The following is a 25679-nucleotide window of genomic DNA, read 5'->3' on the forward strand; positions in this document are numbered from 1 at the left end:
GCCCTGGCAAGCGAAGCGCGCAGACCCAGTAGGGTCGAAGCTAAAAAGTTAAATGGAACTCGTTGAACTCAACGACAGACAATTAAGTGCTCATTGATCAAGAGGACAAGGATGGACGCAATAATTCAACCTTTAGCAACTGCTATGTGGTGAGTGCCACCAATTGGTTTGCTCATTACCGCAGGTCTCATTACCGCTGGCTTGTTCCATGCTTATCGTGCGGTTCGACTTTGGCAACTCCGCAACACCCCAATCTCAGATCCTGTGATAGCCAAGGCCTTGGAGGGAGTGAAACCACCACCCTACGCGCTGTACGCTGTGATGTATCTTGCTGGAGCCATCGTTATGGCTATCGCAACGGTCATGTTGCGACAAGCTACTTTGATGTGAATGGCCCTTTCACATGAAAATCCGTACGGTCTAGTCGCCAGGACCACCCAAATCAACAAGGGCCCGGTAGGGCCCATATATTCAGAACAGGCTCATCTGCCCCTCCTGGATACCTTTGCTGATTGCCTGCTCAACGTGCTGCTCTGGCACATCAGTGTTGTGCTTTTGCTGTATCGGCTTGGGCTGCGGCATAAGCAACTGCTCTGCATCACTGACAGGCTGTTGTCGACGCAAGCGCCGCGACCACCCTCCTAGTATGTGAGCCGGTGTGCACCAGGTCTCGACCGTCTCAAGAGTCAGCGCATTGCCTTGAATCACGACGGCTGGTATATGCAGCAACGCTAGTTGTAGGAATGTCATATGAGCGCACCGTCGATCCACATCAATTGCTGTGACATGTAGGGCTTGTTGATAGTTGATACCGGCATCGGCCAATACATGCGCTGCTGCGATAATCATTCCTCCAGCTCCACTTGCTGGCTCTTGTAGCGTGAGAAATCCTCGCGTCTGCAACTGCGCTTTAAGTGTTGCTTCGTCTCCTAGGATCATTTCAGCCATCATGCGAGAGACCTCATATGGGGGTGGCCGGGGAATTCGAACAAAATCGTACGCTAAGAGATTGGAATACAAACACGGATGACTGAGGCCTAGATGTGTAAACCCACCACATTGTTCACGGCCAGCCCCAATCGGCTGATTGGCGTTTTATGATTCAAGCTGGCATGCGGTCGGTGCCAGTTGTAGTCATGCAGCCAATACGGCAGATACGCCGCGCGTTGCGCGGCGTCTTCATAGACATGCGCATAGGCCCACTCGTGCAGCGCCGTCTGGATCAGCCGTTCGGCCTTGCCGTTGGTGCGCGGCCGATACGGCCGGGTACGCCGGTGCCTGAGCCCCAGAAGCCGACAGGCTCTGGCGAACAGGCGCGATTGATAGCACGCCCCGTTATCGGTCAATACCGTGCGAAAAGACACGTCCAGACGCCGGTAGTATCGCAACGTGACGATCAGTGCACGTACGGCGCTGCAGCCCGTCTCATCCGGCCAGATCGTGGCATGCGCCACACGGCTGTGATCGTCGATCGCGATATGCACATAGTCCCAGCCGGCACCGCGCGACTTCGTTCGTCGATCTCCTGTCACTCGATGCCCCGGCTGAGCAAAGCGGTTCAATTTCTTGATATCCAGATGGAGCATATCGCCCGGCGCGTCATGTTCGTAGCGATTCGCGGGCGGCGTCGGCTCAAGCGCCGATAGTCGATTCAGGCCAGCCGCGCGCAATACGCGACTGATCGTGCTCACGGGCACGTGCGTCGACGCATGAATCTGGCGGTAGATCAAGCGTTGACGACGCAGCGCGATGATCTCGCGCCGTTTGGCAGCGCACAGTTGATGCGGACACTGCGTCGGTCGACAACTGCGATCGAACAGACCCGACTCGCCTTCGGTCCGATAGCGGGCCAGCCACTTGTAGGCCGTACGCGCGCTGATGCCCATCGCCTGGGCGGCTTCAACAGGGCGTAGACCATGTTCGCGGATACGGCGAATTAGCAGCACTCGACCTTGAAACGTCAGTCGCGCATTCTGATGCGTGTTCATCCGGGTCACTCCTGGGGCTTCTGGATTTCGACACCCATCAGCTTCAGGGATAGTGGCTCGGATGAACAATCTACTGAGAGGTCACACCTAGAGTCTTAGCTTTCGTCGGCTGTCGGCCAGAAGCGGCTCCTAGATGCTGGCATGGAATGTCGACAAAGTAGATTTAGTCGAAATTCAAATGGCACATCGCCTGAAGTCGATCATCGGTTTTTTTCTGCCTGGAATCGCAAAACTTTTGATCGCGCGGCGCCAGTGCGATAGAGGAAAATTCCGAGTCTCTGGCAGTCTCGAGTCAAGCAAGAGTGGCCAAATGGCCTGAAACTGCTGCTGCCATATTTCTGATTCCATCGTTACCAACTCATCCCTGAGATGAAAGCGCGTAAACTGAGCGCGAGGCTGGCGTGACGGGACAACTGGGCAACCGCTCAGCAGGCCATATCCGACAAACGTACTACCGAGCTTCATCGCATCGATCACGGATATAGCGACTGTTCCGCCCAGTGCATCAAAAGTTATATCTGTCTCTGCGGCGATGTTTTTGATAGCCGAGCTATCATTGAGAGCCAGCGGAATGATTCCAAGCTCCCGTATCTGCTCCGCCCTGCTATGGGAGCGGTAGATGCCGACCACTTCCGCAGCGCCTTGCAGCCTAGCCCAAAGCCCCAGCAGATTCGCGCAGGTTGATCCAGCGCCTGTCAGCAGAACCCGCTTTCCCTGCACTGGCCAATTTTTTAGCATTCTGAGAGCGGCTAGTGGATTGATATAACTGCGTGCGGCGGTCAAATCATCGACGTCGTTAGGGACAGTGACAGCAAAGGCGGGATCGCAATCCACAAAACGTTGCCACGTTCCAGGCCCTCGCAGGGGCAGCACACGTCGCCCAACCAGCCCGGCGTATGCAGACGGTGCATTGATTACTACGCCTACGCCTTCATATCCGGCAATCGCTGGAAGCTGGATCCGATGGGCATAGGCTCCTGTAACCGGGATCAGGTCGGACGGATTGACCGGTACGACCGACATAGCAACTCGCAGAACATCGTCTGTCGTAGTTGTAACGTCGGCCTCTTCCAACATTAGGCTTTCGTGCGGCGGACCGAACGACCGGTAGCGAAGGACGAGGTTATTCACAACGATGCCGCTTCGGCTGACCATGGCGGGAAACAGCTGGGAATTGAGATCAACTGCATAGTTGCAAGAGAAATTAACGGCAGCAAAGGGGCGAAGACGTTCAGCCGATCGGTTTCAAGAGCGTTGTCGGTCGGTGACGAGCGATGAGTCGACCCACAGTCGATGGATGGACTCGAAATAGCCGGGCAGCCTCAGCACTGCTCTTTTGACCCGAGATAACCAAGCTGACGACCTCTTTCTGCTGTTGCTGCGTAAGTTTTGGACGTCGGCCTCCAACTCGTCCTGCCTTTCGAGCCTCATTCATGCCGTTGCGTGTGCGCTCGCGCAGCATGGCGCGCTCGAATTCGGCAAACGAGCCGACCATCTGCATCATCATGCGCCCGGCGGGCGTTGAAGTATCAATGGATTCCGTCAAACTCCGGAAATCAGCACGGACCTTTTCAACCCGCTCCAGCGTCAGTAGCAGATCCTTCAATGAGCGGGATAACCGGTCGAGCTTCCATACCACCACGACATCATCCGCACGCAGTTGATCCAGCAATCGGTGTAGTTCCGGTCGGTCCCACCGACCGCCGGATGCCTTCTCCTGAAAAATCTTTTGGCACCCCGCCTGTTCGAGCGCCGCGATCTGCGCTCGGGTGTCTTGTTCCTGGGTCGAAACGCGGGCATAGCCGATACGCATGATTGCATAAACCTATTGCCAATACGGTTTATTATGCAATACGTTTGTGCAACTCGCAAACCCTCATTCCACCGTTACCGAGAAGGCCGTAGCACAAACATACGTTTGCGCAATCGCTTTTTGACCCGGAGCCTGCCATGCCTCGACGATCCGTACTGTCCGCATCGGAGCGCGACAGCCTGCTCGCACCGCCGGAGGACGAGAGCGAGTTGATCCGCTACTACACGTTTTCGGAAACCGACCATGCGCTGATTCGGCAGCGCCGAGGGGTGGCCAACCGATTCGGCTTTGCCGTGCAACTCTGCTTATTGCGTTATCCAGGCACAGTGCTCTCACGCAACAAGGCCATCGCGATGAGACACGGCGTGAACATCTACAGGTCCTCCTGGCGTACCTTGGGCTCGCGCCGTTCGGCTTGTCCGAGTTCCGCGCATTGGTGAATGAGCTCACCGAGCTGGCTTTGCAGACCGACAAAGGTCTGGTCCTGGCGTCGCACGCTCTAAAAGCGCTGCGTCGACGCCAAATCGTCGTACCCGCATTGCCGGTCGTTGAACGCGCCTGCGCACGCGCCATTACCCGCGCCAATCGTCGATTGTATCGACGGCTGATCCAGCCGCTGACGGCATGGCATCGCGAGCGGCTCGATGGTTTGCTAGACATGAAACCGGAGAGCCAAACGACTTGGTTGGTCTGGCTTCGGCAATCGCCATTGAAACCGAACTCACGGCATATGCTCGAACACATTGAGCGGCTTCGATGTTTTCAGGCACTCGACTTGCCGGCGAACATCGGCCGCGATATTCACCAGAACCGATTGCTTAAAATCGCCCGAGAAGGCGCCCAGATGACACCGCGCGATCTGCGCAAGTTTGCGCCGGAGCGCCGGCACGCCACCCTGGCGGCATTGGCGATCGAGAGTATGGCCACAGTGACCGATGAGATTATCGATTTGCACGATCGCATTTTGATCAAGCTGTTCGCTCATGCCCGTAACAAGCATCAGCAACGCTTCCACAGTCAGGGCAAAGCCATTAACGATAAGGTCCGGTTGTATTCGGCGATCGGCCATGCGTTGCTACAGGCCAAGGACAACGGAGAGAATGCGTTCGAGGCGATCGAACAGGTCATTCCTTGGGATGCCTTCATTCAAAGCATCACGGAGGCCGATCACTTGGCGCGCCCCGGTTCGTTCGATCATCTCCATCTGGTCAGTGATCAGTTCCCCACGCTGCGGCGATACACGCCGCAATTTCTGACCGTGCTGAGCTTTCAGGCCGCTACTGCGGCACAGCCCGTGCTGGATGCGATCGAGACGCTACGCGCCATGAATGCTGCGAACGCGAGAGCCGTACCGGCCAACGCACCGACAGCTTTCATCAAGCCGCGCTGGCGCACGCTGGTATTCGATGAGCGCGGGATTGATCGTCGTTTCTATGAAATCTGTGCGTTATCCGAGCTAAAGAATGCACTGCGCTCCGGCGATATCTGGGTTCGCGGCTCTCGGCAGTTTCGCAACTTCGATGATTACCTTATTTCCGGCGAGACATTCAAGGCACTCACGCGATCAAACCAGTTGCCGATCGCAGTGAATTCGGATGGTGATCAATACCTGGAAGAACGGCTGGCGGAACTCGAACGCCAACTCTCGACGGTCAGCCGGTTAGCTCGGGACAATGAATTGCCGGATGCCACGCTGACCGAAACAGGATTGAAGCTGACGCCACAAGAGACTGCGGTGCCAGCGGACGCGCAGCGGCTGATCGACCAAACCGCTCAGTTGCTGCCCCGGATCAAGATCACGGACTTGTTGATGGACGTGGATGACTGGACCGGGTTTACACGACACTTCGTCCATCTCAAAAGCGAGGAGCCGGCCAAGAATCGAGTCCTGTTGCTGTCCGCCATACTGGCTGACGGCATCAATCTCGGGCTCACAAAAATGGCGGAATCCTGTCCGGGAATAACCTACGGGCGACTGTCCTGGCTCCAGGCCTGGCACATCCGAGACGAAACCTATACGGCGGCGCTGGCCGAACTGACCAATACCCAGCTTGGCCGCGCATTCGCCGGTTACTGGGGCGACGGCACCACGTCCTCATCCGATGGCCAGCGTTTTCGCGCCGGCGGCCGTGGGGAAAGCACGGGCCACGTCAACCCGAAATATGGTATCGAGCCTGGCCGTTTGTTCTATACCCACATCTCGGATCAATACGCGCCGTTCCATACGCAGGTGATCAACGTCGGCATCCGCGATTCGACCTATGTGCTCGACGGCTTGCTTTATCACGAGTCCGATTTACGCATCGAAGAGCACTATACCGACACGGCCGGTTTCACGGACCACGTATTTGCATTGATGCATCTGCTCGGCTTCCGATTTGCACCACGCATCCGCGATCTGAAGGACACGCGGCTCTATGTACCGTCGAAGCGTTCGGAATATCCCGAGCTTCAAGCGATGATCGGCGGCACGCTCAACGTCAAGCACATCTGCGCGCATTGGGACGAGATACTGCGCCTGGCGACTTCGATCCAGCAAGGCACCGTCACGACGTCGTTGATGGTGCGCAAACTCGGCAGCTATCCGCGTCAGAACGGCCTGGCGGTCGCGCTACGCGAGCTGGGCCGCATCGAGCGAACGCTGTTCATTCTGGATTGGCTGCAGAACGTGGAACTGCGACGCCGCGTCCATGCCGGACTGAACAAGGGCGAAGCACGTAACGCGCTGGCGCGAGCGGTCTTCTTCAATCGATTGGGCGAGATCCGGGATCGCAGTTTCGAGCAGCAACGTTACCGAGCCAGTGGATTGAATCTGGTGACAGCGGCGGTCGTGCTCTGGAATACCATGTATCTGGAGCGGATCACGACTCACCTCCGTGACAAGGGCGAGTCCGTGGACGAAGAACTTCTACAGTATCTGTCGCCGCTAGGCTGGGACCATATCAATCTGACCGGCGATTATGTCTGGCAGCAGAATCGCGGGATCGCACCGGGACAGTTTCGCCCGCTACGGGCGACAGGCAAACCTTAGCGTACGATTTTGTCCGAATTCCCTGTTCACCCCTCATAAGCAAGTTGATCATTGATAGGGCGTTCCCGCTGCGCATCTAGGTATTCCTGATGGTGGCGACGGTTCTGCTCTTCATATTCCGTGCCCATACGTGCATTTTTTTGCCTATATTCCATGCAACCTCCCATTCATTAGTTTTTTCACTTACCGACGTGTTGATGATCGACGCCAGCGCCACGGCTCGATGCATCATTTTTTGCTTGCCTCCGGCTTCAAGGCGATGGTCAGGCTGCTGAACTGCTCTTTTAGAGCCTCTATCTGCCCTTGCATATTTGCCGCTTTCTGACTGGCCTCTTTCGCCTCTTTATGAGCCGCGTTCGCCTCGGCTTCCTTGGCGGCAAGCATTTCCTTGCAGCGATTCAATTCTTCGACACTGCGGCGCTCAAGGTTCGCCAGTTGGCCAGCAAGGTCATTGCGTTCCTGTACAACCGGCTCTAACTGCTCAACACGCTCACGAAGCCTGTCATTTTCCAGCGTCAATGAGTCAGCCAACTCTACTGTCTCAGCAAGTCCTTGCGCAATGTCCTGTCTTTCGGCCTCGATGCGCTCACGCTCTGCCGTGAGTTGTTCTTGTGCTTTTGTAAGGGCAATAGCCCAAATGACATTACCAGCTTGGGTAAGCTGGTCGATCACTTCTGTCGGCGCTGGCTCAGGGCTTGGGGCAACTTCGGCTTTACGATTTTTCCATTCGCTCATGGCGTCTGAAATCGTAGTGTAGCTGCCACTTCCTAGCTTTTTTCGTACAGCAGCAAGGGTAGGGCGGATGCCCTCAGCATCGAGCGCATCTGCCACCTTCCAAATATCTGATTTTGTAATCGCCATGCTAGAAGCCTCTTTGTATTACGGTATGTATGTTGTATTATACATACTACAATACAACATACAATATCTTTTTTTGATCTGGCGACGTCTCGGACTATACTTTTTCAGTAGTAAGCTACTTTCGTGACTCCTGCGTCTCGGAAGCACAAAGCCCGGACGGTTGCCGCTGTTCGGGCTTTTCTTATTTTGTACTCCCCGCGGTTGAACTTTAATGCTACGCAGCTTAGATTGTGAAAAGTGAAGCAGACGATTTATAGCAAGGAGGGTGGGTTTTGAAAGGAATAACAGGCTTCAACAAAAGCAACACTTTGTTAAATAGAGTTCGAACAATTGTTTTTGGAGTATTAGCGCTTTCTCCACTTGCAGCGTCTGCCCAAACTGATGCTTCCATGAGTTTTGATATCGACATTAGTCTGTCAACTCAAGCCCTTACCACAATCAATGAAACCGGCGAAAACCTAACGATGCTTGTCACCTACTATGGTGACCCGTCACCGGCTGGTAAAAAATACGTAAACGATATTGGAACGGTAGAACTCGTCTCAAAAACGATTGAGCTAAACGTACCGGGGGAACCTATTCATGTCAGTGGCCACGATATAACGCAAAGCCGACTCGCATGGATTAACGACTCAGTAAAGGTCAACGTCAATCTCTATTCGTCTCGCAAAGCCAGCGACGACAATATTCTCGACTGCGACTTTATTGATGATGAACTAAAGAATGTGGTTAGCGCTTCCCCGGTGCCGATGCACTGCTCTCTTATTAGTGAGAACCGACAATCTAACGCTAAACCGTAGTGGACGACTGATAGACTATCCCACTATGTAAACGACTTTGGTGAAAAATTAATAACGACACGGAAAGCATATGTTTTCTAGCCTGATACGTTTTCTTTTGTTGGTCAGTTGCCTTGCTTGTGTTGCAAACACATCCGCTCAAATTGAGTCACCAGAAAGCGCGGAAGCGGCAACACTACAGCCTTCGACCGTTGGGGTGTACGTGCATCCGCCCTTTGTCATGAAAGGGGATGACGATCTTACCGGCATGGCGATTGACTTATGGGAAGAGATGGCCGCCCATCTCAACCTTGATAGTTCATATGTCGAGTTCGACAATGTTGGAGAGTTAATTCGCGCAACCGAATCAGGAGATATTGACGTTGCCCTTACCAACATGACGGTCACTAAGGATCGGGCACAGCGCATTGATTTTACTCACCCGTGGTTTGATGCTGGACAACGTATCATGGTCTCTACCGAGCAAGGTGCAAGTGCAGGCAGTCTTTTCAAAGGGTTAAGCGAGTCTGGTGTGGGCGGACAATATAATTGAGAAACGGACAAAATAGTTCAGAACTATGACACTAAAGATGAGAGTTTTATTTTTATAAAATTTAAGCCGTATGCTTGTCATTTATGAACTCAGAAGGTCGTTGCCCAAAAAAAGCTTTAAATGCTGCACTGTAAGCACTATGGCTGCTGTAGCCATAGTTCAGCGCAATTTCGGTGATAGGGAGCCCTTCGTTCAATGCTTCTACTGAGTACAGTAAACGAGCTTGTTGTCGCCATTTACCAAAAGAAATCCCCGTTAATTGTACAAACTGTCGTTCAAAGGTTTTGGTGGATATATGTAGCTCATTAGCCCATTGCCCCATCGGGCGCGAGTCGAAAGGGTGATGTATAAGGTATTCACAAATATTGTGATAGCGGGCGTCTTGGGGCCAAGGTAAAAGCAAATTTAACGAGTTATGGCGTTTCAACTCTTCTAATAACAAACCTACTAATAAATTAGCGTGTTTGTCTTTTTCGTAATCAATGGGTAGCAAAGTAGAGGCGAGAATGAGCTCTTTGAGTAAAGGGGTAACGTTGATGACGTAACTTTTATTTGGTAGAGCTGTTGAGGTCGTGTTTGTTTTAATTAACAAACTTCGCACTTTGCAGTGACTGCGCATGACAACAGTATGTTCTTGTTTTGCGGGTAGCCAGACGGCGCGGTTTGTGGGGACAAGCCAACGTCCTTTCTGGGTCTCAATCAGCAAGGTACCAGAAATAGCATATAACAATTGTGCGCTATGAATCGACCAGACTTTTATAGACAGTTCGTAGCCTCAGAAAAGTATTGCTGTTCGTAGTTTACCGGTGATAGGTTGGCCGCATGACTATGACGGCGGACAGGGTTGTAAAACATTTCGATATAGTCAAAGATATCCTGTCGTGCGTGCTCTCTGGTTTTGTATATATTACGTTTAATTCGTTCACGTTTGAGTAATTGGAAGAAGCTTTCTGCGACAGCATTATCATGGCAGTTTCCTCGGCGGCTCATACTCGGCTGCAGATTATGATTGGCCAGGAATGCGCCGTATTCGTAGCTGGTAAATTGACTACCCTGATCTGAGTGGACAATGACGGGTTGCTTGGGTTTACGACGCCATACTGCGGCGAGCAATGCCTGCAGAACTAAATCTTTATTCATTCGTGAATCCATCGACCAGCCCACTACCTGGCGCGAGAATAAGTCCACCACAACAGCCAGATAGAGCCAACCTTCATGGGTACGGATATAGGTAATATCGGTCACCCAGACTCGGTTCGGCGCTGCGACATCGAATTGCCTGTCCAGAATGTTAGCCACTACATTATGGGCAGCGCCACCATAAGACCCGGGTCGACGACGACCATACCCAACCTGAGCACGCCATCCGCAGCTACGCATCAAGCGCGCTACGCGATGACGGCTGCAGGTCTCGCCCAATGCCAGTAAATCCAAATGCACCTTGCTGTAGCCATAAACCCGGCCACTCTCAAGCCAGGAGGGCTTCATCAGAGCCAGCAATCGCTGGTCTTCATGATGGCGTGTGCTATAGGCATTGCGTCTCCAGGCGTAATATCCACTAGGATGAACGCCTAGCACCTGACACAGTCTGCGCACCGGGTATTGAGTCGAATATTGTTCTACAAACGCGTACTTTAGCCGGACTCCTTGGCAAAATACGCGGCGGCCTTTTTTAGGATATCTCGCTCTTGGGTCAATCGTTTGACCTCAGCACGTAGACGCCTGAGCTCGATCGCCTCAGTGCCAGCCTGCTTACCTGACTGCGCAGACTTACCGTATCGCTTGATCCAGGCATACAGGCTGTGGCTCGACACGCCCAGTCGTTGCGACACTTCAGCCACCGGTCGGTGGTGTTCTGTAATTTGCTTTATCGCTTCGAGTTTGAATTCTTCCGTAAATCGGACCTTGCTCATAATAATCTCCATCTGTGAGTATTATGAGGCTTAAAAGTGTCTAGTAAACCCTGGCCGATTCACAGCAATCGTGGCATCAATCTCATAACGGCTACCAGGTCCTAATGCTTGAGAGGTTGCTGTGCTACTTAATGGTCGTACATCTTTTTTATATACCCCTGCTTTAACTCTGGACTTTAAGCGCTGAGCTTTAGGATATTCGCGATCATAAAAATAACGAAACTGGCGTAGCGTTGGATAATCCTCTTGAGGAATACGAGGAAAATACTGAGCAAATAGGTCTACAAATCGCCTATAAGCAACGGTAGTTTTTGTGCCTTTTTGATTGAGTAGGTGCTTTTCTATGGTCAGCCTAAAAAGCCGTTCAATCTCGGGGGTAACCTTGACCCCCTCACCCTCACCATATTCTCTAGCTCGGCCAGCTTTTACTGTGCCTGTCGCTGAGCGACTTTCTCCTGGTGCGCCGCTGTTTTTGTAATCGGGAATTAATGCATTAGGCGTTTGACCACGCTGCCAGTAACGGCGTAACAACTTATAAACTGTAGCCTTAGTAACCTTATACTCTTGGACCACATGCTCAACGAGTTCGCTCCTGATTTTAGGGTCGAAACGATCCTTACTATTAATAATAGGAAGAATTTTTCGATAATCCTCCTCGCGCTTCTGGAAGCTGACAGAATCTACAGACGGCTCTTCTAAATCAAGATGTACATAAGGATCATCAGTTCTGACTAAGCGGCCCTCATCTAAATACTGCATTAGCAACAACTCAGCCCTAGCTTGTGGAACTCCTTTATCAGCGCTTATTTGCATCCAGATAACTTGGCCATCCTCTATAGCCAAAATGCGATACGGATCATTATCAAATAGCACAACCTCATTAATTTGCCACATAGCGTAGCTCCTCCATATTCACTACTTGGCTAATACAGAGATCTGCACACTTATTTGCCCTGAAAGACTTATAAATATTGAACTTAATAAAACCATTTGCGGTTAAGGCTCGTATCTCACTCAATGTTTTTCCTAGCTCCAAATCATAAGCAATATCAACCTGCTTACAGACATTGATAATGTTTTTATCTCCTTTTTCTTGCAGGATATGGGCCAATGGGGATAGTTGTGCTAAAAGCTCCGCAGAAACTTCTTCTGTTTTCACTGAATAAAGCCATTCAATATTTTCTTTTACTACGGGATTTATTTCTTTATCAGTAAAAATGAACCAAGGAATTTGCTTTTGCTGCCAATAGCGACGCTCTAGTTCTAGTTTTTCTAAGGTACGCTCGTCTTGTAAGACTGCTGCAGGTTTGACTTGAATAGCAAACTGCTCAAAAGGACCATCTTTGCAGTCCACTAAAAAATCAGTAGACATAACCTGATCTACACCACGAATAGCAGGATGCTTAATACCACTATCTATTGCAATCTGCCTGGTATCACTAGGCAATAAGGGGAACTGCTCGCGTATATCTAGCACGCTGCTCTCCCACTCAAGACTGAGAAAAACAGCAAGTTCTAAATCAGAGAGCAAATGATGGACTCGTCCCGTTTTATGAGAATAAATACGGTGGGAACGACCTGAGGAAGGAACTTCTTGTACTGTTAGCCATGGAATATAGTCTTTACCATGCCCTTGGCCACGCCCCTCTTTAATACGACGGGCAATTTGTACTTCAGAAAATGAAGAGTTTGCTTTAGCCATAACAAAAGTCCAGTATGCTTTTTCACAGCATAACTGGACTGATTTCAGTTTACAACTATTTTGTCTAGTTTAAGACTTTATTGTCATAGTTTAGATCTATTTTGTTCAGTTTAAGACTTTATTGTCCGCCCACATATTTAACTATATAGTTATGTTGCTAATTAAGAACATAACTATATAGTTACTTTGTTATTCATTAAAATAGTTATATTACTAGATGATTATTTAATTATATAATTGAATTACCGTATAGTTATTCAACTAAACTACTATATAGAGCGACTATGATAATTTCATTCCTTAATCAAAAGGGTGGCGTTGGTAAAACCACTCTAAGCATAAATGCAGCCTATGCATTAGCTGACCAAGGGCACAAGGTCATTCTGGCCGACAGTGACCCACAACGCAGCTCGATGGCTTGGGCTAGCGTCAGAAATAACGCTAATAAACCTTTATCTTTCAATGTGATCGGTATTGACTCAGGAAGCATGCGCGAAACCTTGACTCGGATGAAGCAACAAGATGGGTACGACTTCATCGTAATTGATGGCGCACCCCGAATGACCGACTTGGCAAGGGCAGCAATCATCATTAGTGATCTAGTCGTTATGCCAATGCAAGCGTCGGGCTTTGATCTATGGGCGACCGATGAACTTAAGTCGATGATTGAAGAAGCAAAAATTTATAAACCGGAAATCATCCATGCCGTGTTGCTAAACCGTGTTGTTCCAAATACGAATTTGGCAAAAGATGTTCTGGCCGATATGCAAGAAAATGGCTGGACCTTTTTCGATACGGTAATTGGCCAGCGACAAAACTTTGCAAATGCTGCCACACAAGGGCTTACTGTTTTTGAAGTGGCAAACAGTAAATCCGCTCAGGATGAAATCCTGTTTATGATCGATGAAATTTTAAAATTGAAGGATTAATAATGGGTATCCCAAAACCAGAAACGATACGTAAACCGAACTTACAGACATCAATTGATAAAGCAGCACAAGAATGGATTGACCAAGGAAGGGAAGAGAAAAAACCGGCAGCGACCACCAAAGCACGCCAAACCACTACTATTATTCTTGATGCTGATCTACATACCAATATTAAAGTTTATTGCGCACAGCAAAAGGGGATGAAATTCAATAATTTCGTTGAGGAAGCATTACAAGCATATTTAAAATTAAAACAGTAGATAACTCGCAATCAATTATATAACTATATAACTAATTAATTAAATATAGCAGGATAATCATGCGTCTAATTTCAATAGGGCTTCTCGCCACAATAAGCCTCAACTGTTATGCTTGGTCGGCAACATCCGATGACAAATGGCGTTCTGGATGGGGGCAGGGAGTCTCAGAACTCCAAGTTACACAAGGCTCCGGCAACAGTATTGATGTTATATGTGCTTCCCCACTCGACTTTCCGGGTGGGAGCAAAATTAGCTTTACTGTAGCCGGTAATTCGCTCAAAAACGGTGAAATCCTAACCATATTTGATAATGAAAAACCAGAAACCTTTCAAACCAACGAACAGAGTGTCATTGAGTCTGCTAGTAGAGTAGGGGCTCAAAATTTTAGATACTTGTTAGATAAATTTAAAAAACATAGCAAAGTATATGTACGTTACCCGGATGGTAAAGAAGCAACATTCACATTGAAAGGAGCTTCAAAGGCTATTGGCGACGATTGCGAAGCGGCCTTCGATCACCGTTAATTTGCAGTGAAGTGAATTAATACAGGATCTCAAAGTCAAATGCTCCTGGTGTCTCGTACGGATGGAGTAGACTTTCCGCTTGACCAGGAGTACCAGTAAGCCAAGTATCGTACTCATGCGCAGGCAGAACTAATGGGGACCGATCATGCAACGATTTAATTGGGGAATTCTGGCCAGGCTCGACGGTGAGCATTGAAAAAAAACTGGTGACTTCGCCAGTCTCTTTGTCTATCGTATCCTCATAGATCCCTGCAGCACCAAAAGTAGGGCGCATAGGCATGAAGATCCGGATTTTAGTTTTAATTCCGTTGTTGATTTCCGGAATTTCTGGCCATTCAAACCAGGCATTTAAAGGAATAACACAACGTCTTTCAGCAAAAGCGTGTTTGAAACTCCTGGTTTTCGTTATTGACTCAGACACAGCATTGAAAAGGATTTTCTTTGTTAGCTTTCCCGTCTTACCGGGCCAATGCCGAATAAAACCCCAGTGCCTGAATTCAACTTCGTAGGAATTTGGGTTTGTTTCCACGATTACCGGCGCTTTATTAGTAGGGCTTATGTTTAGATCAGGCTGAAAATTCGGCCACTGGACAAAATTAAACTCTTCGCCAAAGGATTTTGAAAATTCGTATCGTCCGCACATAGAACAATTCCCATACAGTCGGTAGAAAATATGAAGTTTCTAAGATCTTACATAAAAAATTACTCAGCAGAAGTATTATTTATGTACTCAAAATTTGCACAATCAGTTTGTAAATTTATATCGCCTACAGATAATGCAAGAGTCAAAACACTGGCATCATCTTTTAGCGTAGTTATGTCCTCACCAAGAAGAACGTGGTCAACCCAAAACCCATCCGTCGCCATGCACCACATTTCATAATTATCTAATTCAAACTGGCTTACCGCTGGTTCATCAAAATGACGAATCCTTAGACATTTGGTTAGACTATTACGCTCTATAGACTGCGCATGCTTAATAGTAAACTCTTCGCCAAATGCATTGGCCGCAGAATGAACTGGTGTCAACCAAAGCACATCCCCATTCCTATTAACACCGCCAACGCGGCAATCACCACAGTTCAGAGTCCAGCCAACCCCAGCTTTCTTATCTAGCACGAGTATTGCATATGCAGCTTTCTCATGAATATAGCCTTTATTTCTAAGCATACAATGGGCATTGAATATCCCCATTCGGATATGAGCAGGAGAAAGATTACCTTGCTTTTTCACAAGATTTATTAAGTGATTTTTCCAGTCGCTACTAAATTCAATCCCATTTAAACCGTGATCTGTAGCGTCAACTAAAATAGCAAATACTACATCGTGGTTTAAATAAACACTACACGAGTCTCGATTTTCGTGTTTATTACTCCCTTTTTTACTAAGCCATGAATTAAGAGTGAATTGTAAGCGCCCGCCCAATACCGTCTGGAGATCTCACTGAGATTCGCGCAAACTACGTGTCCACCTATTAAATGAAATGGACATGCAACGTTAATGAGCACTTCTCTTTCTGTCGTTCCGGCTGGCCGGGCCCCGCGGCGGCGTTATCCGCTTGAATACAAACGCCAGGTGGTACAGGAGTCCTTGAGCCCGGGCGCGTCAATCGCTGGCGTGGCACTGGCCCACGGAATCAACGCCAATATGTTGCATAACTGGCGCTGGCAATATCGACGTGGCGATTTCGGCGCGCTTTCATCGATGCCGACGTTTGTGCCGGTACACGTGGCGCCCGATAGCGCCTTGTCCACTATAAAGCCCAACTTACCGGCTAGGCGCATTGACGGACAAGCCGATGCCCGGTCCAGCGAAATTGAGCTCGTATTTAACGCCGCGTGCGTTGTCATCCGCGGCGCGGCGGATCCGGCGACATTACGGTGCGTCATCGACGCGTTACGTCCATGATCGGGCTGCCCGCGGGAACGCGGGTTTGGCTGGCGGCCGGGGCGACGGACATGCGTCGCGGCTTTGATGGGCTGGCGGCAACGGTTCAAGCCACGCTGCACGAAGATCCCTTTAGCGGTCATGTGTTTGTCTTCCGGGGCCGTAAGGGCGATCGGCTCAAGGTGCTCTGGTGGAGTGGTGATGGCATGTGTTTGCTCGCCAAGCGTCTTGAACATGGCCACTTCGTGTGGCCCAGTGCCGAATCGGGCTGCGTGCATTTAACGTCGGCGCAGCTCTCGATGCTGCTTGAAGGCATTGATTGGCGACGGCCTGTGCGCACGCATAAACCGACACAGGCTTGATCGCTGCAAAAAAGGCTAAGAGTGGCGTATTTATTAGCATTCAGGCGCTTTATTCATTAGGAGAAACGGTCGTTATTGGGTAAAATAACGCCATGTTAAATCGCGTCCAACTTCCCGATACTATCGATGCCTTAAAGGCGTTGTTGTCGGCCAAGTCAGCCCAGATCGCCGCCTTCGAGCAAGAACGCGAGGTCTGGCATCTGGAGCGCGATGCACTGCGTGCCCAAAAGCACGATGACAAACATGAGATCGCCCGTCTGTCGCTGTTACTCGATAAGCTGCGACGCATGCTGTTTGGCCAGAAGTCTGAAAAGCTCGTACACCAGATCGACCAATTACAGCTCGAACTGGAAGAACTGCACATCAATCAGGGCGAGCGCGCCCAGAAAGTCGAAATGGCACAGGCGCCTGCCTCACGTCCTGCACCGCAACGCCGGGCGCTGCCCGAACACCTGCCTCGCGATATTGAAGAACACCTTCCTGACGAGGCTGTCTGTCCTGATTGCGGCGGCGCGTGGGCTCGCCTGGGCGAAGACGTCAGCGAGGTGCTCGAACACATTCCGGCAAGCTTTAGAATTGTTCGTCACGTGCGACCGCGTCTGGCCTGTCGCTGTTGCGATCGCATGGCCCAAGCCCCTGCGCCCAGCCGTCCGATTGCACGCAGCTTCGCCGGCCCCGGGTTGCTTAGCCACGTGATGGTCAGTAAATACCTGGACCACCAACCCCTGTACCGTCAGTGCCAGATCTATGAACGCGAAAACGTGAGCCTGAGCGAAAGCACCATGGGGGATTGGGTCGGTGGCGTGCACGAATTGCTGCGTCCCTTGCTGGATGCGTTGCGTCGCCACGTCTTTGCGGCCGATAAGCTGCACACGGACGACACGCCAATCAAGGTTCTGGCGCCCGGCACCGGCAAGACACGCGAGGCGCGCCTGTGGGTGTATGCCCGCGATGATCGGCCCAGTGGCGAGTCCACCGCACCGGCCATGTGGATGCGTTATTCGCCGGATCGGCGTGGCATCCATCCGCAAACGCACCTGCAGCACTATCGCGGTATCTTGCAAGCGGATGCGTTTGCCGGGTACAACAAGGTTTACGCATCGGGTCGCGTCATAGAAGCGGGTTGCTGGGCGCATGCCCGGCGTAAGTTCTACGACATTCACGTGAAAGACGCCACCTTCATCACGACCCACGTGCTGGAGAGAATTGCCGAACTTTACCAGATTGAAGCGGGTATCCGGGGCAGTCCCCCCACCGCGCGGCACGCCGCCCGACAAGAGCACGCCAAACCCATCGTCACCGCGCTCTACGCGTGGTTGCGCGACCAGTTGCCCAGCGTCTCACGCAAATCAAAAACGGCCGATGCGATCGGTTATGCCCTGAATCAATGGCAGGCTCTGGCGCGCTACGTGGATGATGGCCGCATTGAGATTGACAATAATGCCGCCGAGCGGGCGCTGCGCGGCGTAGCTTTAGGCAGAAAGAACTATCTCTTCCTGGGTTCGGATACCGGTGGCGAGCGCGCGGCCACCATGTACAGCTTGCTTGGCAGCGCAAAGTTAAACGACATCAATCCCCAGGCGTACCTGCGTCATGTGTTGACGGTGATTGCCGATCATCCGGTGAACCGCATTGATGAGCTGTTGCCGTGGAATGTGGCCAAGCACTCGCTGTCACTTGATAGGGCTGCATAAATGGTCAGTAAGGTCCTCGCGTTGCAAGGGCAAGCGCTCGTGTTGCGTATCGAATTGGGCTACGTTCAGCCGACAATCCATCGCACCATCGTGGTGCCTAGCCGCATTACCTTGCCCAAGCTGCACATCACCATCCAGAACGCCATGGGCTGGCTCGGCGGCCATCTGCATGAGTTCATCATCAACCATGTGCACTATGGCGTGCCTGACCCTGATTACCCCGAGACCGATCTACAAAGCCAAAACCGGGTCCGCCTGGACAAGGCGCTGGGCTTAAGTGGCCAGTTCGAATACCTCTACGACTATGGGGATTACTGGCTCCATCAAATCCAAGTGCTCGAAGTGATGCCCTTCGAAGGTCCACTGGACTCTCCCTGGTGTTTGGATGGGGCCAATGCGTGTCCGCCTGAGGACGTGGGCGGGGAGCCGGGCTATATGGACTTCCTGCAAGCCATGGCTGACTCTGATCACCCCGACCATTCTGATCTGAAGCAATGGTATGGCGACCCCTTTGATCCGGCCGCCTTCGACCTGCAAGAGGTCAATGAACGGCTGATGCAGATCCGGCTTTAAAGCAAGACGGTACTCACCGGACCGTTACAGTGAATTCATATTGAAACTTCATTAGATACCTAGCTTAATGATATTGTCGATACGTTCGTAAATTAGATCTTTACGGCCCCGATCGCTTAGGCTCGCACTATCAATCGCATGAGACATTGATGGAAGTTCCAATAAAAGCTTAAACTCATCGGCTATATATTTTCTCAAGTCAGTTGAACTTGCGGCTATCTCATCTATCAATGATTCTCGTCCGTCTATAAGATTGAGAACATCTTCGATATCTTGACTGATTAACGGGTCTCTATTTCCACGTCCTTTGAATGCCTCTAGCTTAGTACCGATGAAGTAGGGTGGAGTGACCAGACGTATACTTGTCCCATCAAGGTCATAGATCTGGGATGTTTCCTGTGCTTCTTTATACCAACGATTTGAAAACCCGAGTATCTCCTCATCATCTGGCATAAAGTCAACACGCAGTTCGCCTAGCCACATGGCGCACGTAGGGGCATTTTCAATCATTTTTACTTCAAAACCATGTTTTCTCAGTCTGGCTTGAAACTTGAACCATTCAGCTTTGCCACCCATTAAATATAAAATTAGATCAACATCATCTGTAGAGCGAATCTGTTCAATTGAAAACTCATCAGTAATAAACAGTCCGGTAGTACACCCACCAACAAAAACTACTTCGTTGAGCAATTCTGTGCCAAGTGCATTAGCGACACATTGAATCATTCTCTTTTGTGTATTAAATTCAGACATTTTAAATATCTAACATATTACGAAGAAGCTCAGAAGAAATAGCGCGTTCTCGTGCAAGTCCAATCCGAATTGAATCGGTTAAAGCTAAGAATTTATATAGATTTACATCTTGTTTTACCGCTATTGGTACTGACTCATGAATAGGTTCCAATGTCATTCCTTTAGTATTTCCTCTGGCATCAGGCCATACCAAAGGGGTTTCACCTGCCGAACTAATGCTGCCTTTTAATGCTGGTGCTGCCCACGCTGTTGCGATACCTCGTGTTAGCGCTCCGCGCTTAGCTGGAAATACATATTTCAATCCATAAATTACAAACTCACCAAGTGCAGTAGCATTAATACGCGGTATTTCAGTGAGTCGTTGAGGTTCCGCTAAGCCGACGTCATAACATCTCGCTAGAGAAAGTGCTACTTGCGATTTACTGATACCTGTCATTCTTGCTAGGGAGCGAACTTTGTATTTATCACTTATAGATTCTGGCAAACCAGGAGATCTCGCTAAAGAACGCGCTACTTGAGCTTTACTAATAGGAGTCATTTTTGCTAGGGAGCGAACTTTGTATATATCACTTTTAGATTCTGGCAAACCAGGCAGTGTGTGCTGACTTAAATCGAATGCCATATCATCATCTGGATAATAGGGATCTTCTATTTCCCAATCTTGCCAATTGCTTTCGTCGACATAATCATTGCCTCGTTCACTTATTTCTAAGCTGGCTAATTTAAACAGTAATAAAATGTCTTGACCTTTCATAATTATTCCAAACCTATCGTCCTGCGTCCTAGGACTTAGGACAATGATTATACATACAAACTCAATTGTCAACCTTTTTCCAGTTTATGGGAAAATTAAACAACTTTAAGCAACTGCCATTTGAGTGTGCTCAAACGCCATAACCCGTAGAACGCGTAATTTCAGTAAAAAGCATGATTTATATGTCACTGACATAGATTGAAGATCTATATTCCATTTTCTCCAAGACGTAGTAGTTAATAACTATAATTATTAACTATACGATTATTGTGCGAATTATCGGCTTATCGTAGAATAGAGCACAGGTAACCAACTATGCGCCCCGGATTTGTGGACGGGCACAAAGTGTAAGAATAGTTGGGGAAAAATCAGACGGAAGGAGATTCAGTGGGCAAAACCGTACACATAATACCGGGTGAATCAGCGGCGAGTTCGTTCCGGCACGCGCTTGCGCTGGCCGGCCGAGACGATGAATATATTGTGTTTATTGATGATCTCAGTGGGGGCCCCATCGCGTCGGACGATCCTTCTGTCCGAATCAATTGGTGGAATGAACAGTTTGACTGGCCAGAGGTTCAAGATAATATCCTGACCTTTTGGCAGAACATCGTGGCAAGTGAGGCTAAGATTGTCGTCTGGTTTGGCCAGTTCTCAGCGCGAGAGTGTGCATTTCGCCACGCGTTCGCCTGGCATTTTCGTGAGCGTCCCTATTATGTGGTCGATGTGACCGGCCAACGTGTGCCGTCTCATGCCGGTGAATTGACCGAGCCCTTGAAGGCTTTAGCCGTTGTACGGCCCGAGGGACTGGCGTCCTTGTTGGGAAGCGAACGGGCAGTTTCATCACAAGAAGAGCTGCACTATCGGAGCAATTGGACGCGACTTCTAACTGAAAATACCCCGTTTCGCATTGTCACGCCGGCGGGACTTGTTTCCGCGCCGCTGGACTACTTCGACCCCATGATCTTGGATCAAGCGGGCTCAGATTGGAAGCAAATGGCCTATGTGATTGCACATGTCCTGGGCGTCAGCCTCGCGCCGTACCGGCAGGTGTCGGATTTGACGTTACATCAACGGGCGCTCGCACTGGTCGATAGCGGTCAGTTACTGGCGAGGGGGTATCCGTTGAATATGAGAGCGTGTCATATAAAACGTGCGTAAGCGGATCGCATGGAGCGGGCAAAGAACACCACGATGACATGGCGACAATCTACCATTTCACAGCCGATGACAACGTTTTTATACTCAAACGAGTCAGTCTCACTGCCCGCGAGACGTGACACGGTAAGGAGCTGGCCATGGCCAACATCGCTTTTACCTCAACCTTGGACGAGGCAACACAAGCGTTTGACGAAAGACATACTCACTACTGGACTCATCCCGGGACCGGGCGCTACTACGCCGCGAGCCTGATCATCAATCTGTTTGGCCAATGGGAACTGAAGCAGGCCTGGGGCAGTCTATCGAGCCGACGGGGCCGACTGCGCTATGTGCCCTTGACCGGCCTGGCCGAGGGCCAAGCGCAATTGCAGAGGGTGGTTCAGCGGCGTCTTCAGCGCGGTTATGTGGCCGGTTAGGTGTCCTGGACTGTCAGGATAGTGCAGTATCGTTAAACAGCTAATTAACTGTATAACCATATAACCATATAACTAAATAATTAGTAACTCAGACCGTAGAAGGAAACCTGATTGATGGCCAGCGTCAAAGAGCTCTTACCCGTGCGCAAGATCGGCCTGCACCACATTGCGTTTTACCGGGCTTTTTTTGAAAACACCCTGAATCTGGCCGATATCGCCGATCAGTACCTGGAGACCGGCCGCAACCTGGTTGATGCGCGCCATACCCTGATCCTGGTCCAAGATGCCTTATTAGTGGTGGGGGCCCGCAAGAATAAGGAACCCGAACAGCTGGCCCTGTTAAAACTGCCGGCCAGCGTACGCAAAAGCGTCACTGAGACCCAAAAGATGCTCGATCGGCTGCGGGCGATTAAAAAGCAAGTCGCCGGTCAGGCGCACTCACTGGAGCCATCCGTGTCTGTGACACCGATCTCGTTTGAGGATTTTATTGCCGCGTTTGATCCGGACAATGTGCTGGGTCAGGAAGAGCAGTTGTCGTTTTATTATGCTGAAGTCGGTGGTAGTCTCACCTCGGCCACTGAGGAGGCGAAACGGGAAGACCGCGAACGCCTGGCCCTGGTGCCTGAGCCCGAAGACGACAACCTGTCTGAGGCTCAAAAAGCGCTGCAGGCGCTGCACGTGAAAAACCTCGAGCGACGCCTGGTCATTATCAATGAATTGGCGTTCGAATTGACCTCGACCCCAACACTGGATGATCCGGTGGCGGGGTGGTTTCATCCGAAGGTGGCCAATAAATTGATCCGGGCCCAGCTCGATACCCTTGGAAAGTTGGTGGATTTCGCGAACGAATATGGCTGGTGGTGGTTCAAGCATGTGAAGGGGCTGGGACAGGTGACGGCGGTCAAACTGACCACGTGGCTCAGCCAGAATGAGCACTTTTTAGAAAAGCAGATTTATCAGCATGTGCTCAAAAAAAGTAAAGACCTGCCGGGCGGTGTCCGACGGCGAAGCCCGAAGGTGGGCACACTGCTGATCCCACCGCAGACACCAGCGAACGATTCTAGCATGCTCGCCGAGGGCAGCCACCAAATTGAGCCATTAGAGGCGCTGCGACTGCCAGCACGGTTCAATGGCCAGCAAGGCAGTAATCGTGCGCCGCGACAAAATAACCGACTGAGTGCTCAGAATGACTATGAAGCGATTCATGAGTGGCTAGCGCTCTATAAGGCTCACACCTATCAGTCCTACCGAAAGGAAGCCGAGCGGCTCTTGTTGTGGAGTCTGTTCAATATGCAAAAACCGCTGTCGTCTCTCACCACGCGAGATCTGTCGCTATTTCGGGATTTTCTATGTAACCCTCAGCCCGCCAGCTTGTGGGTAGCTAAACGAAAATACCCGCGTACCCATGAAAAATGGCGGCCTTTTGTGAATGCCAATCGACCGCCTGATGAGCCGGCAGCACTGGCCGCCGATCCGAGTCAAGAGGTCGAACTAAAGGGATCGATGAGTCGAGAGAGTGTTGCACATACGCTGACGGTGCTGGGGGGCTTGTTTGAATTTTTAACGAGCCAGCAGTATCTGCTCTCCAATCCGTTTAAGGGGCTGCCGAAGTTGTCCTCGAATCGGAGCATGCGCGTTAATCACCGGATTAATCAACGACTGTGGCGACGGATTCAGGATGGGTTAGATCACGTGCCGGCAAGCGATACTGTGGCGTATCGGACCGTGTTTGCGATTCGGTTTTTTTATTTGACGGGGCTCAGATTGTCGGAGCTGTGTGCGGCAAAGATGGGGGATTTCCTGGTTCAGGAAAACGATGAAGGCAAGCTGGCCTGGTATTTGTCAGTCGAGGGAAAAGGGGAAAGGACAAGAGAGGTATACTTGGTGAAGCCGGCTCTGGATCTGTTGCAACAGTACTTAGCAACGCAGGGGCTGGATACTGACCCGAGATTGAGTGATGCCGATGCGCCGCTGATCGGGTATAAAAAGTGGGTGACTGATGAACAGAGTGGAGAAGGGCGGGTAGAAAGACTCCCTATTTACCATACGGTGATTTATGCGGATATAAAGCGGCTTTTAGGCGAACTGGCAGATGAGATTGAAATGGAAGCACCGTTTGATGCGCAAGCGTTGAAAGCCATCACGCCGCATTGGTTGCGGCATACGTTTGCCTCGATGCTAGTGAAAACCACGCCTTTGGCTCAGGTGCGCGATATGTTGGGGCATGCCAGTATCCACACCAGCAGTCTATATTTAGGGACTGAAAAAGAGGAAGGGGAGGAGGCAATGGAAAGGGCTTTTGAATGAATCTTCTTTACATATTCAATGCATATTGTTTAAATATTCCAAAAGACATTCTCAGACCTCTCAATCCTTTTCAAACCAGCAATTTATTAATCCGATGCAGTCTAGTCAACTCACACGGCATCACTACCTCGAGGACTACCTGCTGGTGTCCTAGGTTATATAGAGGAATATGGTGGGCAAAGAGGACATCTAATCACGAGCAAGAATAGAAAATGAATAAATGTGCTTTGAATGTGTAAATACCCCATTTATAACACAGTCATCTCGTAGAGAATTTATGCCGCATTTCGGTACTCTAACGGCGTCATGTCATTCAGTGAGTCGTGTGGTCGTTCAGTGTTATATAACTCAATCCAGTTTTCGGTTATTTGCTTTACCTCATTCAGGTTGTTGAAAATATATAAATCCAGTACATCATCACGATACGTTCGGTTAAATCGCTCAATGTATGCGTTCTGGTAAGGGCAACCAGGTTTGATGTAATCAATCATAATGCCATGCACTTTTGCCCAGCTGGTGAAGACTTCTGAGGTAAATTCACTGCCGTTATCAACGCGAATTTTCTCAGGGTAACCGTGCCATTCAGCCAGTTGGTCCAGATAACGTATTACACGCAACGATGGCATACTGGTCGCGATATCAATGCCGAGTATTTCACGGTTAAAATCATCAATAACATTGAATGTCCGAAACCGGACTTTGTTGTGCAAGCTGTCGCTCATAAAGTCCATTGACCAGCACTTACCCAGCGCACTAGGCGCAACCAAAGGCTCAGGGTTGCGGTTAGGCAAGCGTCGCTTTCCTTTGCGCCGTAGGTTCAGTTTTAACTCAGTATAAACACGATACACTCGTTTGTGGTTCCAGCGGTGGCCTAGCTTGCGAAGACGTTTGAAGCACTTAGGAAAACCCCAGCGATGATGTTTTTCAATCAACGCATTGAGTGCATCAATGATTGCAGTGTCATCGGTTAACTTAGGTTCGTAATAATAAGCGGTACGGCTGATGCCAACCGCATTACAGCAGGTTACAACGCTCGCGTTATACTGCACCTGTAGCTCACGTGCCCAAACTTTTCGTTCTGCCACAGGTGCTAAAGCTTTTTTATAATATCTTCTTGCATCTGCGATTTTAGGCTCAAATCCGCATACATTTGTTTGAGCCGACGGTTTTCTTCTTCAAGCTCTTTTAAACGGCGCACATCGGATGCTTCCATACCGCCGTATTTTTCGCGCCACTTATAAAACGTTGAATTGCCGATGCCATACTTACGGCAGAGGTCTTTGATCGGCATACCAACTTCAGCTTCTTTCAAAATCGCCACAATTTGGCTTTCAGTCTTTCGTTTGCTCATCGTCAAACTCCTTTCGTTTAGCTTAAAAGAAATTCTACGAGTAATCTGTATTATTTTACGGGGTAGTTACA

Annotated in this window: 26 protein-coding genes and 2 pseudogenes; 13 read left to right on the forward strand and 15 right to left on the reverse strand. The window is 50.0% G+C overall.

Translation table 11 applies throughout. The features are described from left to right. Nucleotides 1-471 precede the first annotated feature (471 nt). The 4 genes from CAP48_RS19630 to CAP48_RS19645 all read right to left on the reverse strand — a co-directional run bounded on the left by CAP48_RS19630 (nt 472) and on the right by CAP48_RS19645 (nt 3801). Nucleotides 472-951 carry a hypothetical protein gene (locus tag CAP48_RS19630; RefSeq protein ID WP_100699573.1) on the reverse strand — a complete coding sequence of 160 codons (480 nt, stop codon included), beginning with the start codon at nt 949-951 and terminating at the stop codon, nt 472-474. Nucleotides 952-1037: 86 nt separating this feature from the next. Then, nucleotides 1038-1988, reverse strand: a complete 951-nt coding sequence (locus CAP48_RS19635) for an IS481 family transposase (RefSeq protein ID WP_100699574.1) — start codon at nt 1986-1988, stop codon at nt 1038-1040. Nucleotides 1989-2162: 174 nt separating this feature from the next. Beyond that, the gene (locus CAP48_RS19640; RefSeq protein ID WP_242444577.1) at nt 2163-3143 is read right to left on the reverse strand and encodes a zinc-dependent alcohol dehydrogenase family protein; all 981 of its coding nucleotides are present in this window, start codon (nt 3141-3143) and stop codon (nt 2163-2165) included. Between the two features lie 76 nt (nt 3144-3219). Further along, a complete protein-coding gene (locus CAP48_RS19645; RefSeq protein WP_100699575.1) occupies nt 3220-3801 on the reverse strand; it encodes a recombinase family protein in 582 nt (193 codons plus the stop codon). 137 nt (nt 3802-3938) lie between these two features. On the opposite strand from CAP48_RS19645, the pseudogene CAP48_RS19650 reads away from it, so the two are divergent. Then, a pseudogene (locus CAP48_RS19650) lies at nt 3939-6832 on the forward strand (Tn3 family transposase). Between the two features lie 26 nt (nt 6833-6858). Here the strand turns inward: CAP48_RS19650 and CAP48_RS20575 are convergent. Next, a complete protein-coding gene (locus CAP48_RS20575) occupies nt 6859-6987 on the reverse strand; it encodes a hypothetical protein (RefSeq protein WP_255411724.1) in 129 nt (42 codons plus the stop codon). 73 nt (nt 6988-7060) lie between these two features. Continuing rightward, entirely contained in the window at nt 7061-7693 is a 633-nt protein-coding gene (locus CAP48_RS19655) for a DNA-binding protein (protein ID WP_100699576.1), read from the reverse strand. A 272-nt stretch (nt 7694-7965) separates the two neighbouring features. Between CAP48_RS19655 and CAP48_RS19660 the strand changes: the two genes are divergently transcribed. After that, nucleotides 7966-8493 carry a hypothetical protein gene (locus CAP48_RS19660; protein ID WP_153045736.1) on the forward strand — a complete coding sequence of 176 codons (528 nt, stop codon included), beginning with the start codon at nt 7966-7968 and terminating at the stop codon, nt 8491-8493. A 70-nt stretch (nt 8494-8563) separates the two neighbouring features. Next, nucleotides 8564-9025, forward strand: a complete 462-nt coding sequence (locus CAP48_RS19665) for a transporter substrate-binding domain-containing protein (protein ID WP_100699578.1) — start codon at nt 8564-8566, stop codon at nt 9023-9025. Nucleotides 9026-9086: 61 nt separating this feature from the next. Here the strand turns inward: CAP48_RS19665 and CAP48_RS19670 are convergent, their stop codons facing one another. The 4 genes and pseudogenes from CAP48_RS19670 to CAP48_RS19685 all read right to left on the reverse strand — a co-directional run bounded on the left by CAP48_RS19670 (nt 9087) and on the right by CAP48_RS19685 (nt 12640). After that, nucleotides 9087-9755 (reverse strand): helix-turn-helix domain-containing protein, encoded by a 669-nt coding sequence (locus tag CAP48_RS19670; protein WP_153045737.1) that lies wholly within the window; start codon nt 9753-9755, stop codon nt 9087-9089. Between the two features lie 26 nt (nt 9756-9781). Beyond that, a protein-coding gene (locus CAP48_RS19675; protein WP_100699580.1) for an IS3 family transposase occupies nt 9782-10938 on the reverse strand; the annotation gives its coding sequence in 2 pieces (ribosomal slippage) (nt 9782-10701 and nt 10701-10938; 1158 coding nt in all). 63 nt (nt 10939-11001) lie between these two features. Beyond that, a pseudogene (locus CAP48_RS19680) lies at nt 11002-11832 on the reverse strand (transposase); the annotation flags it as partial. Then, nucleotides 11819-12640, reverse strand: a complete 822-nt coding sequence (locus tag CAP48_RS19685) for a TnsA endonuclease N-terminal domain-containing protein (RefSeq protein ID WP_100699581.1) — start codon at nt 12638-12640, stop codon at nt 11819-11821. The gene CAP48_RS19685 and the pseudogene CAP48_RS19680, both read right to left, overlap by 14 nt. Before the next feature lie 284 nt (nt 12641-12924). Here CAP48_RS19685 and parA point away from each other — a divergent pair, with 284 nt between their 5' ends. From parA to CAP48_RS20515, 3 genes are read left to right on the forward strand one after another with little or no spacing between them, the layout of a single operon-like run. Then, entirely contained in the window at nt 12925-13569 is a 645-nt protein-coding gene (gene parA / locus CAP48_RS19690; protein WP_100699582.1) for a ParA family partition ATPase, read from the forward strand. Between the two features lie 2 nt (nt 13570-13571). Continuing rightward, nucleotides 13572-13829: a hypothetical protein gene (locus tag CAP48_RS19695; protein ID WP_100699583.1), complete on the forward strand. Its 258-nt coding sequence runs from the start codon at nt 13572-13574 to the stop codon at nt 13827-13829. A 59-nt stretch (nt 13830-13888) separates the two neighbouring features. Then, nucleotides 13889-14353, forward strand: a complete 465-nt coding sequence (locus CAP48_RS20515; RefSeq protein ID WP_242444578.1) for a hypothetical protein — start codon at nt 13889-13891, stop codon at nt 14351-14353. A gap of 16 nt (nt 14354-14369) precedes the next feature. On the opposite strand, the gene CAP48_RS19705 is transcribed toward CAP48_RS20515, so the two are convergent. Both CAP48_RS19705 and CAP48_RS19710 read right to left on the reverse strand, forming a co-directional pair. Further along, entirely contained in the window at nt 14370-14996 is a 627-nt protein-coding gene (locus CAP48_RS19705) for an SOS response-associated peptidase (protein ID WP_100699584.1), read from the reverse strand. Nucleotides 14997-15055: 59 nt separating this feature from the next. Next, complete coding sequence (locus tag CAP48_RS19710; protein ID WP_153045738.1) at nt 15056-15778, reverse strand: hypothetical protein; 723 nt, start codon at nt 15776-15778, stop codon at nt 15056-15058. 75 nt (nt 15779-15853) lie between these two features. Between CAP48_RS19710 and CAP48_RS19715 the strand changes: the two genes are divergently transcribed. The 4 genes from CAP48_RS19715 to CAP48_RS19730 all read left to right on the forward strand — a co-directional run bounded on the left by CAP48_RS19715 (nt 15854) and on the right by CAP48_RS19730 (nt 18869). Then, a complete protein-coding gene (locus CAP48_RS19715) occupies nt 15854-16261 on the forward strand; it encodes a transposase (RefSeq protein ID WP_100699586.1) in 408 nt (135 codons plus the stop codon). Beyond that, nucleotides 16258-16602 (forward strand): IS66 family insertion sequence element accessory protein TnpB, encoded by a 345-nt coding sequence (gene tnpB / locus CAP48_RS19720; RefSeq protein ID WP_100699587.1) that lies wholly within the window; start codon nt 16258-16260, stop codon nt 16600-16602. Before CAP48_RS19715 ends, tnpB begins: the two co-directional genes overlap by 4 nt. A gap of 92 nt (nt 16603-16694) precedes the next feature. Next, nucleotides 16695-18296: an IS66 family transposase gene (locus CAP48_RS19725; protein ID WP_100699588.1), complete on the forward strand. Its 1602-nt coding sequence runs from the start codon at nt 16695-16697 to the stop codon at nt 18294-18296. Then, complete coding sequence (locus CAP48_RS19730; RefSeq protein ID WP_100699589.1) at nt 18297-18869, forward strand: plasmid pRiA4b ORF-3 family protein; 573 nt, start codon at nt 18297-18299, stop codon at nt 18867-18869. A gap of 51 nt (nt 18870-18920) precedes the next feature. On the opposite strand, the gene CAP48_RS19735 is transcribed toward CAP48_RS19730, so the two are convergent. Beyond that, a complete protein-coding gene (locus tag CAP48_RS19735; RefSeq protein ID WP_100699590.1) occupies nt 18921-19622 on the reverse strand; it encodes a hypothetical protein in 702 nt (233 codons plus the stop codon). Nucleotide 19623: 1 nt separating this feature from the next. After that, complete coding sequence (locus CAP48_RS19740; protein ID WP_100699591.1) at nt 19624-20376, reverse strand: hypothetical protein; 753 nt, start codon at nt 20374-20376, stop codon at nt 19624-19626. Between the two features lie 387 nt (nt 20377-20763). On the opposite strand from CAP48_RS19740, the gene CAP48_RS19745 reads away from it, so the two are divergent. The 3 genes from CAP48_RS19745 (at nt 20764) to CAP48_RS19755 (ending at nt 24257) form a co-directional block, all read left to right on the forward strand. Beyond that, nucleotides 20764-21534 (forward strand): DUF3658 domain-containing protein, encoded by a 771-nt coding sequence (locus tag CAP48_RS19745; RefSeq protein WP_161495312.1) that lies wholly within the window; start codon nt 20764-20766, stop codon nt 21532-21534. 137 nt (nt 21535-21671) lie between these two features. Beyond that, on the forward strand, nt 21672-21950 hold the full coding sequence (locus CAP48_RS19750; RefSeq protein WP_192871365.1) for a WGR domain-containing protein: 279 nt from the start codon (nt 21672-21674) through the stop codon (nt 21948-21950). Between the two features lie 114 nt (nt 21951-22064). After that, nucleotides 22065-24257 (forward strand): tyrosine-type recombinase/integrase, encoded by a 2193-nt coding sequence (locus tag CAP48_RS19755; protein WP_100699593.1) that lies wholly within the window; start codon nt 22065-22067, stop codon nt 24255-24257. 275 nt (nt 24258-24532) lie between these two features. Here CAP48_RS19755 and CAP48_RS19760 read toward each other — a convergent pair. Continuing rightward, nucleotides 24533-25608 (reverse strand): IS3 family transposase gene (locus CAP48_RS19760; RefSeq protein ID WP_369806375.1). Its coding sequence is split into 2 segments (ribosomal slippage): nt 24533-25359 and nt 25359-25608, totalling 1077 coding nucleotides; the frame shifts between segments, so codons are not numbered across the junction. Between the last annotated feature and the right edge of the window lie 71 nt (nt 25609-25679).

Origin of the sequence: Advenella sp. S44, from assembly GCF_002810445.1 — a bacterium.
GTDB lineage: Bacteria > Pseudomonadota > Gammaproteobacteria > Burkholderiales > Burkholderiaceae_B > Advenella.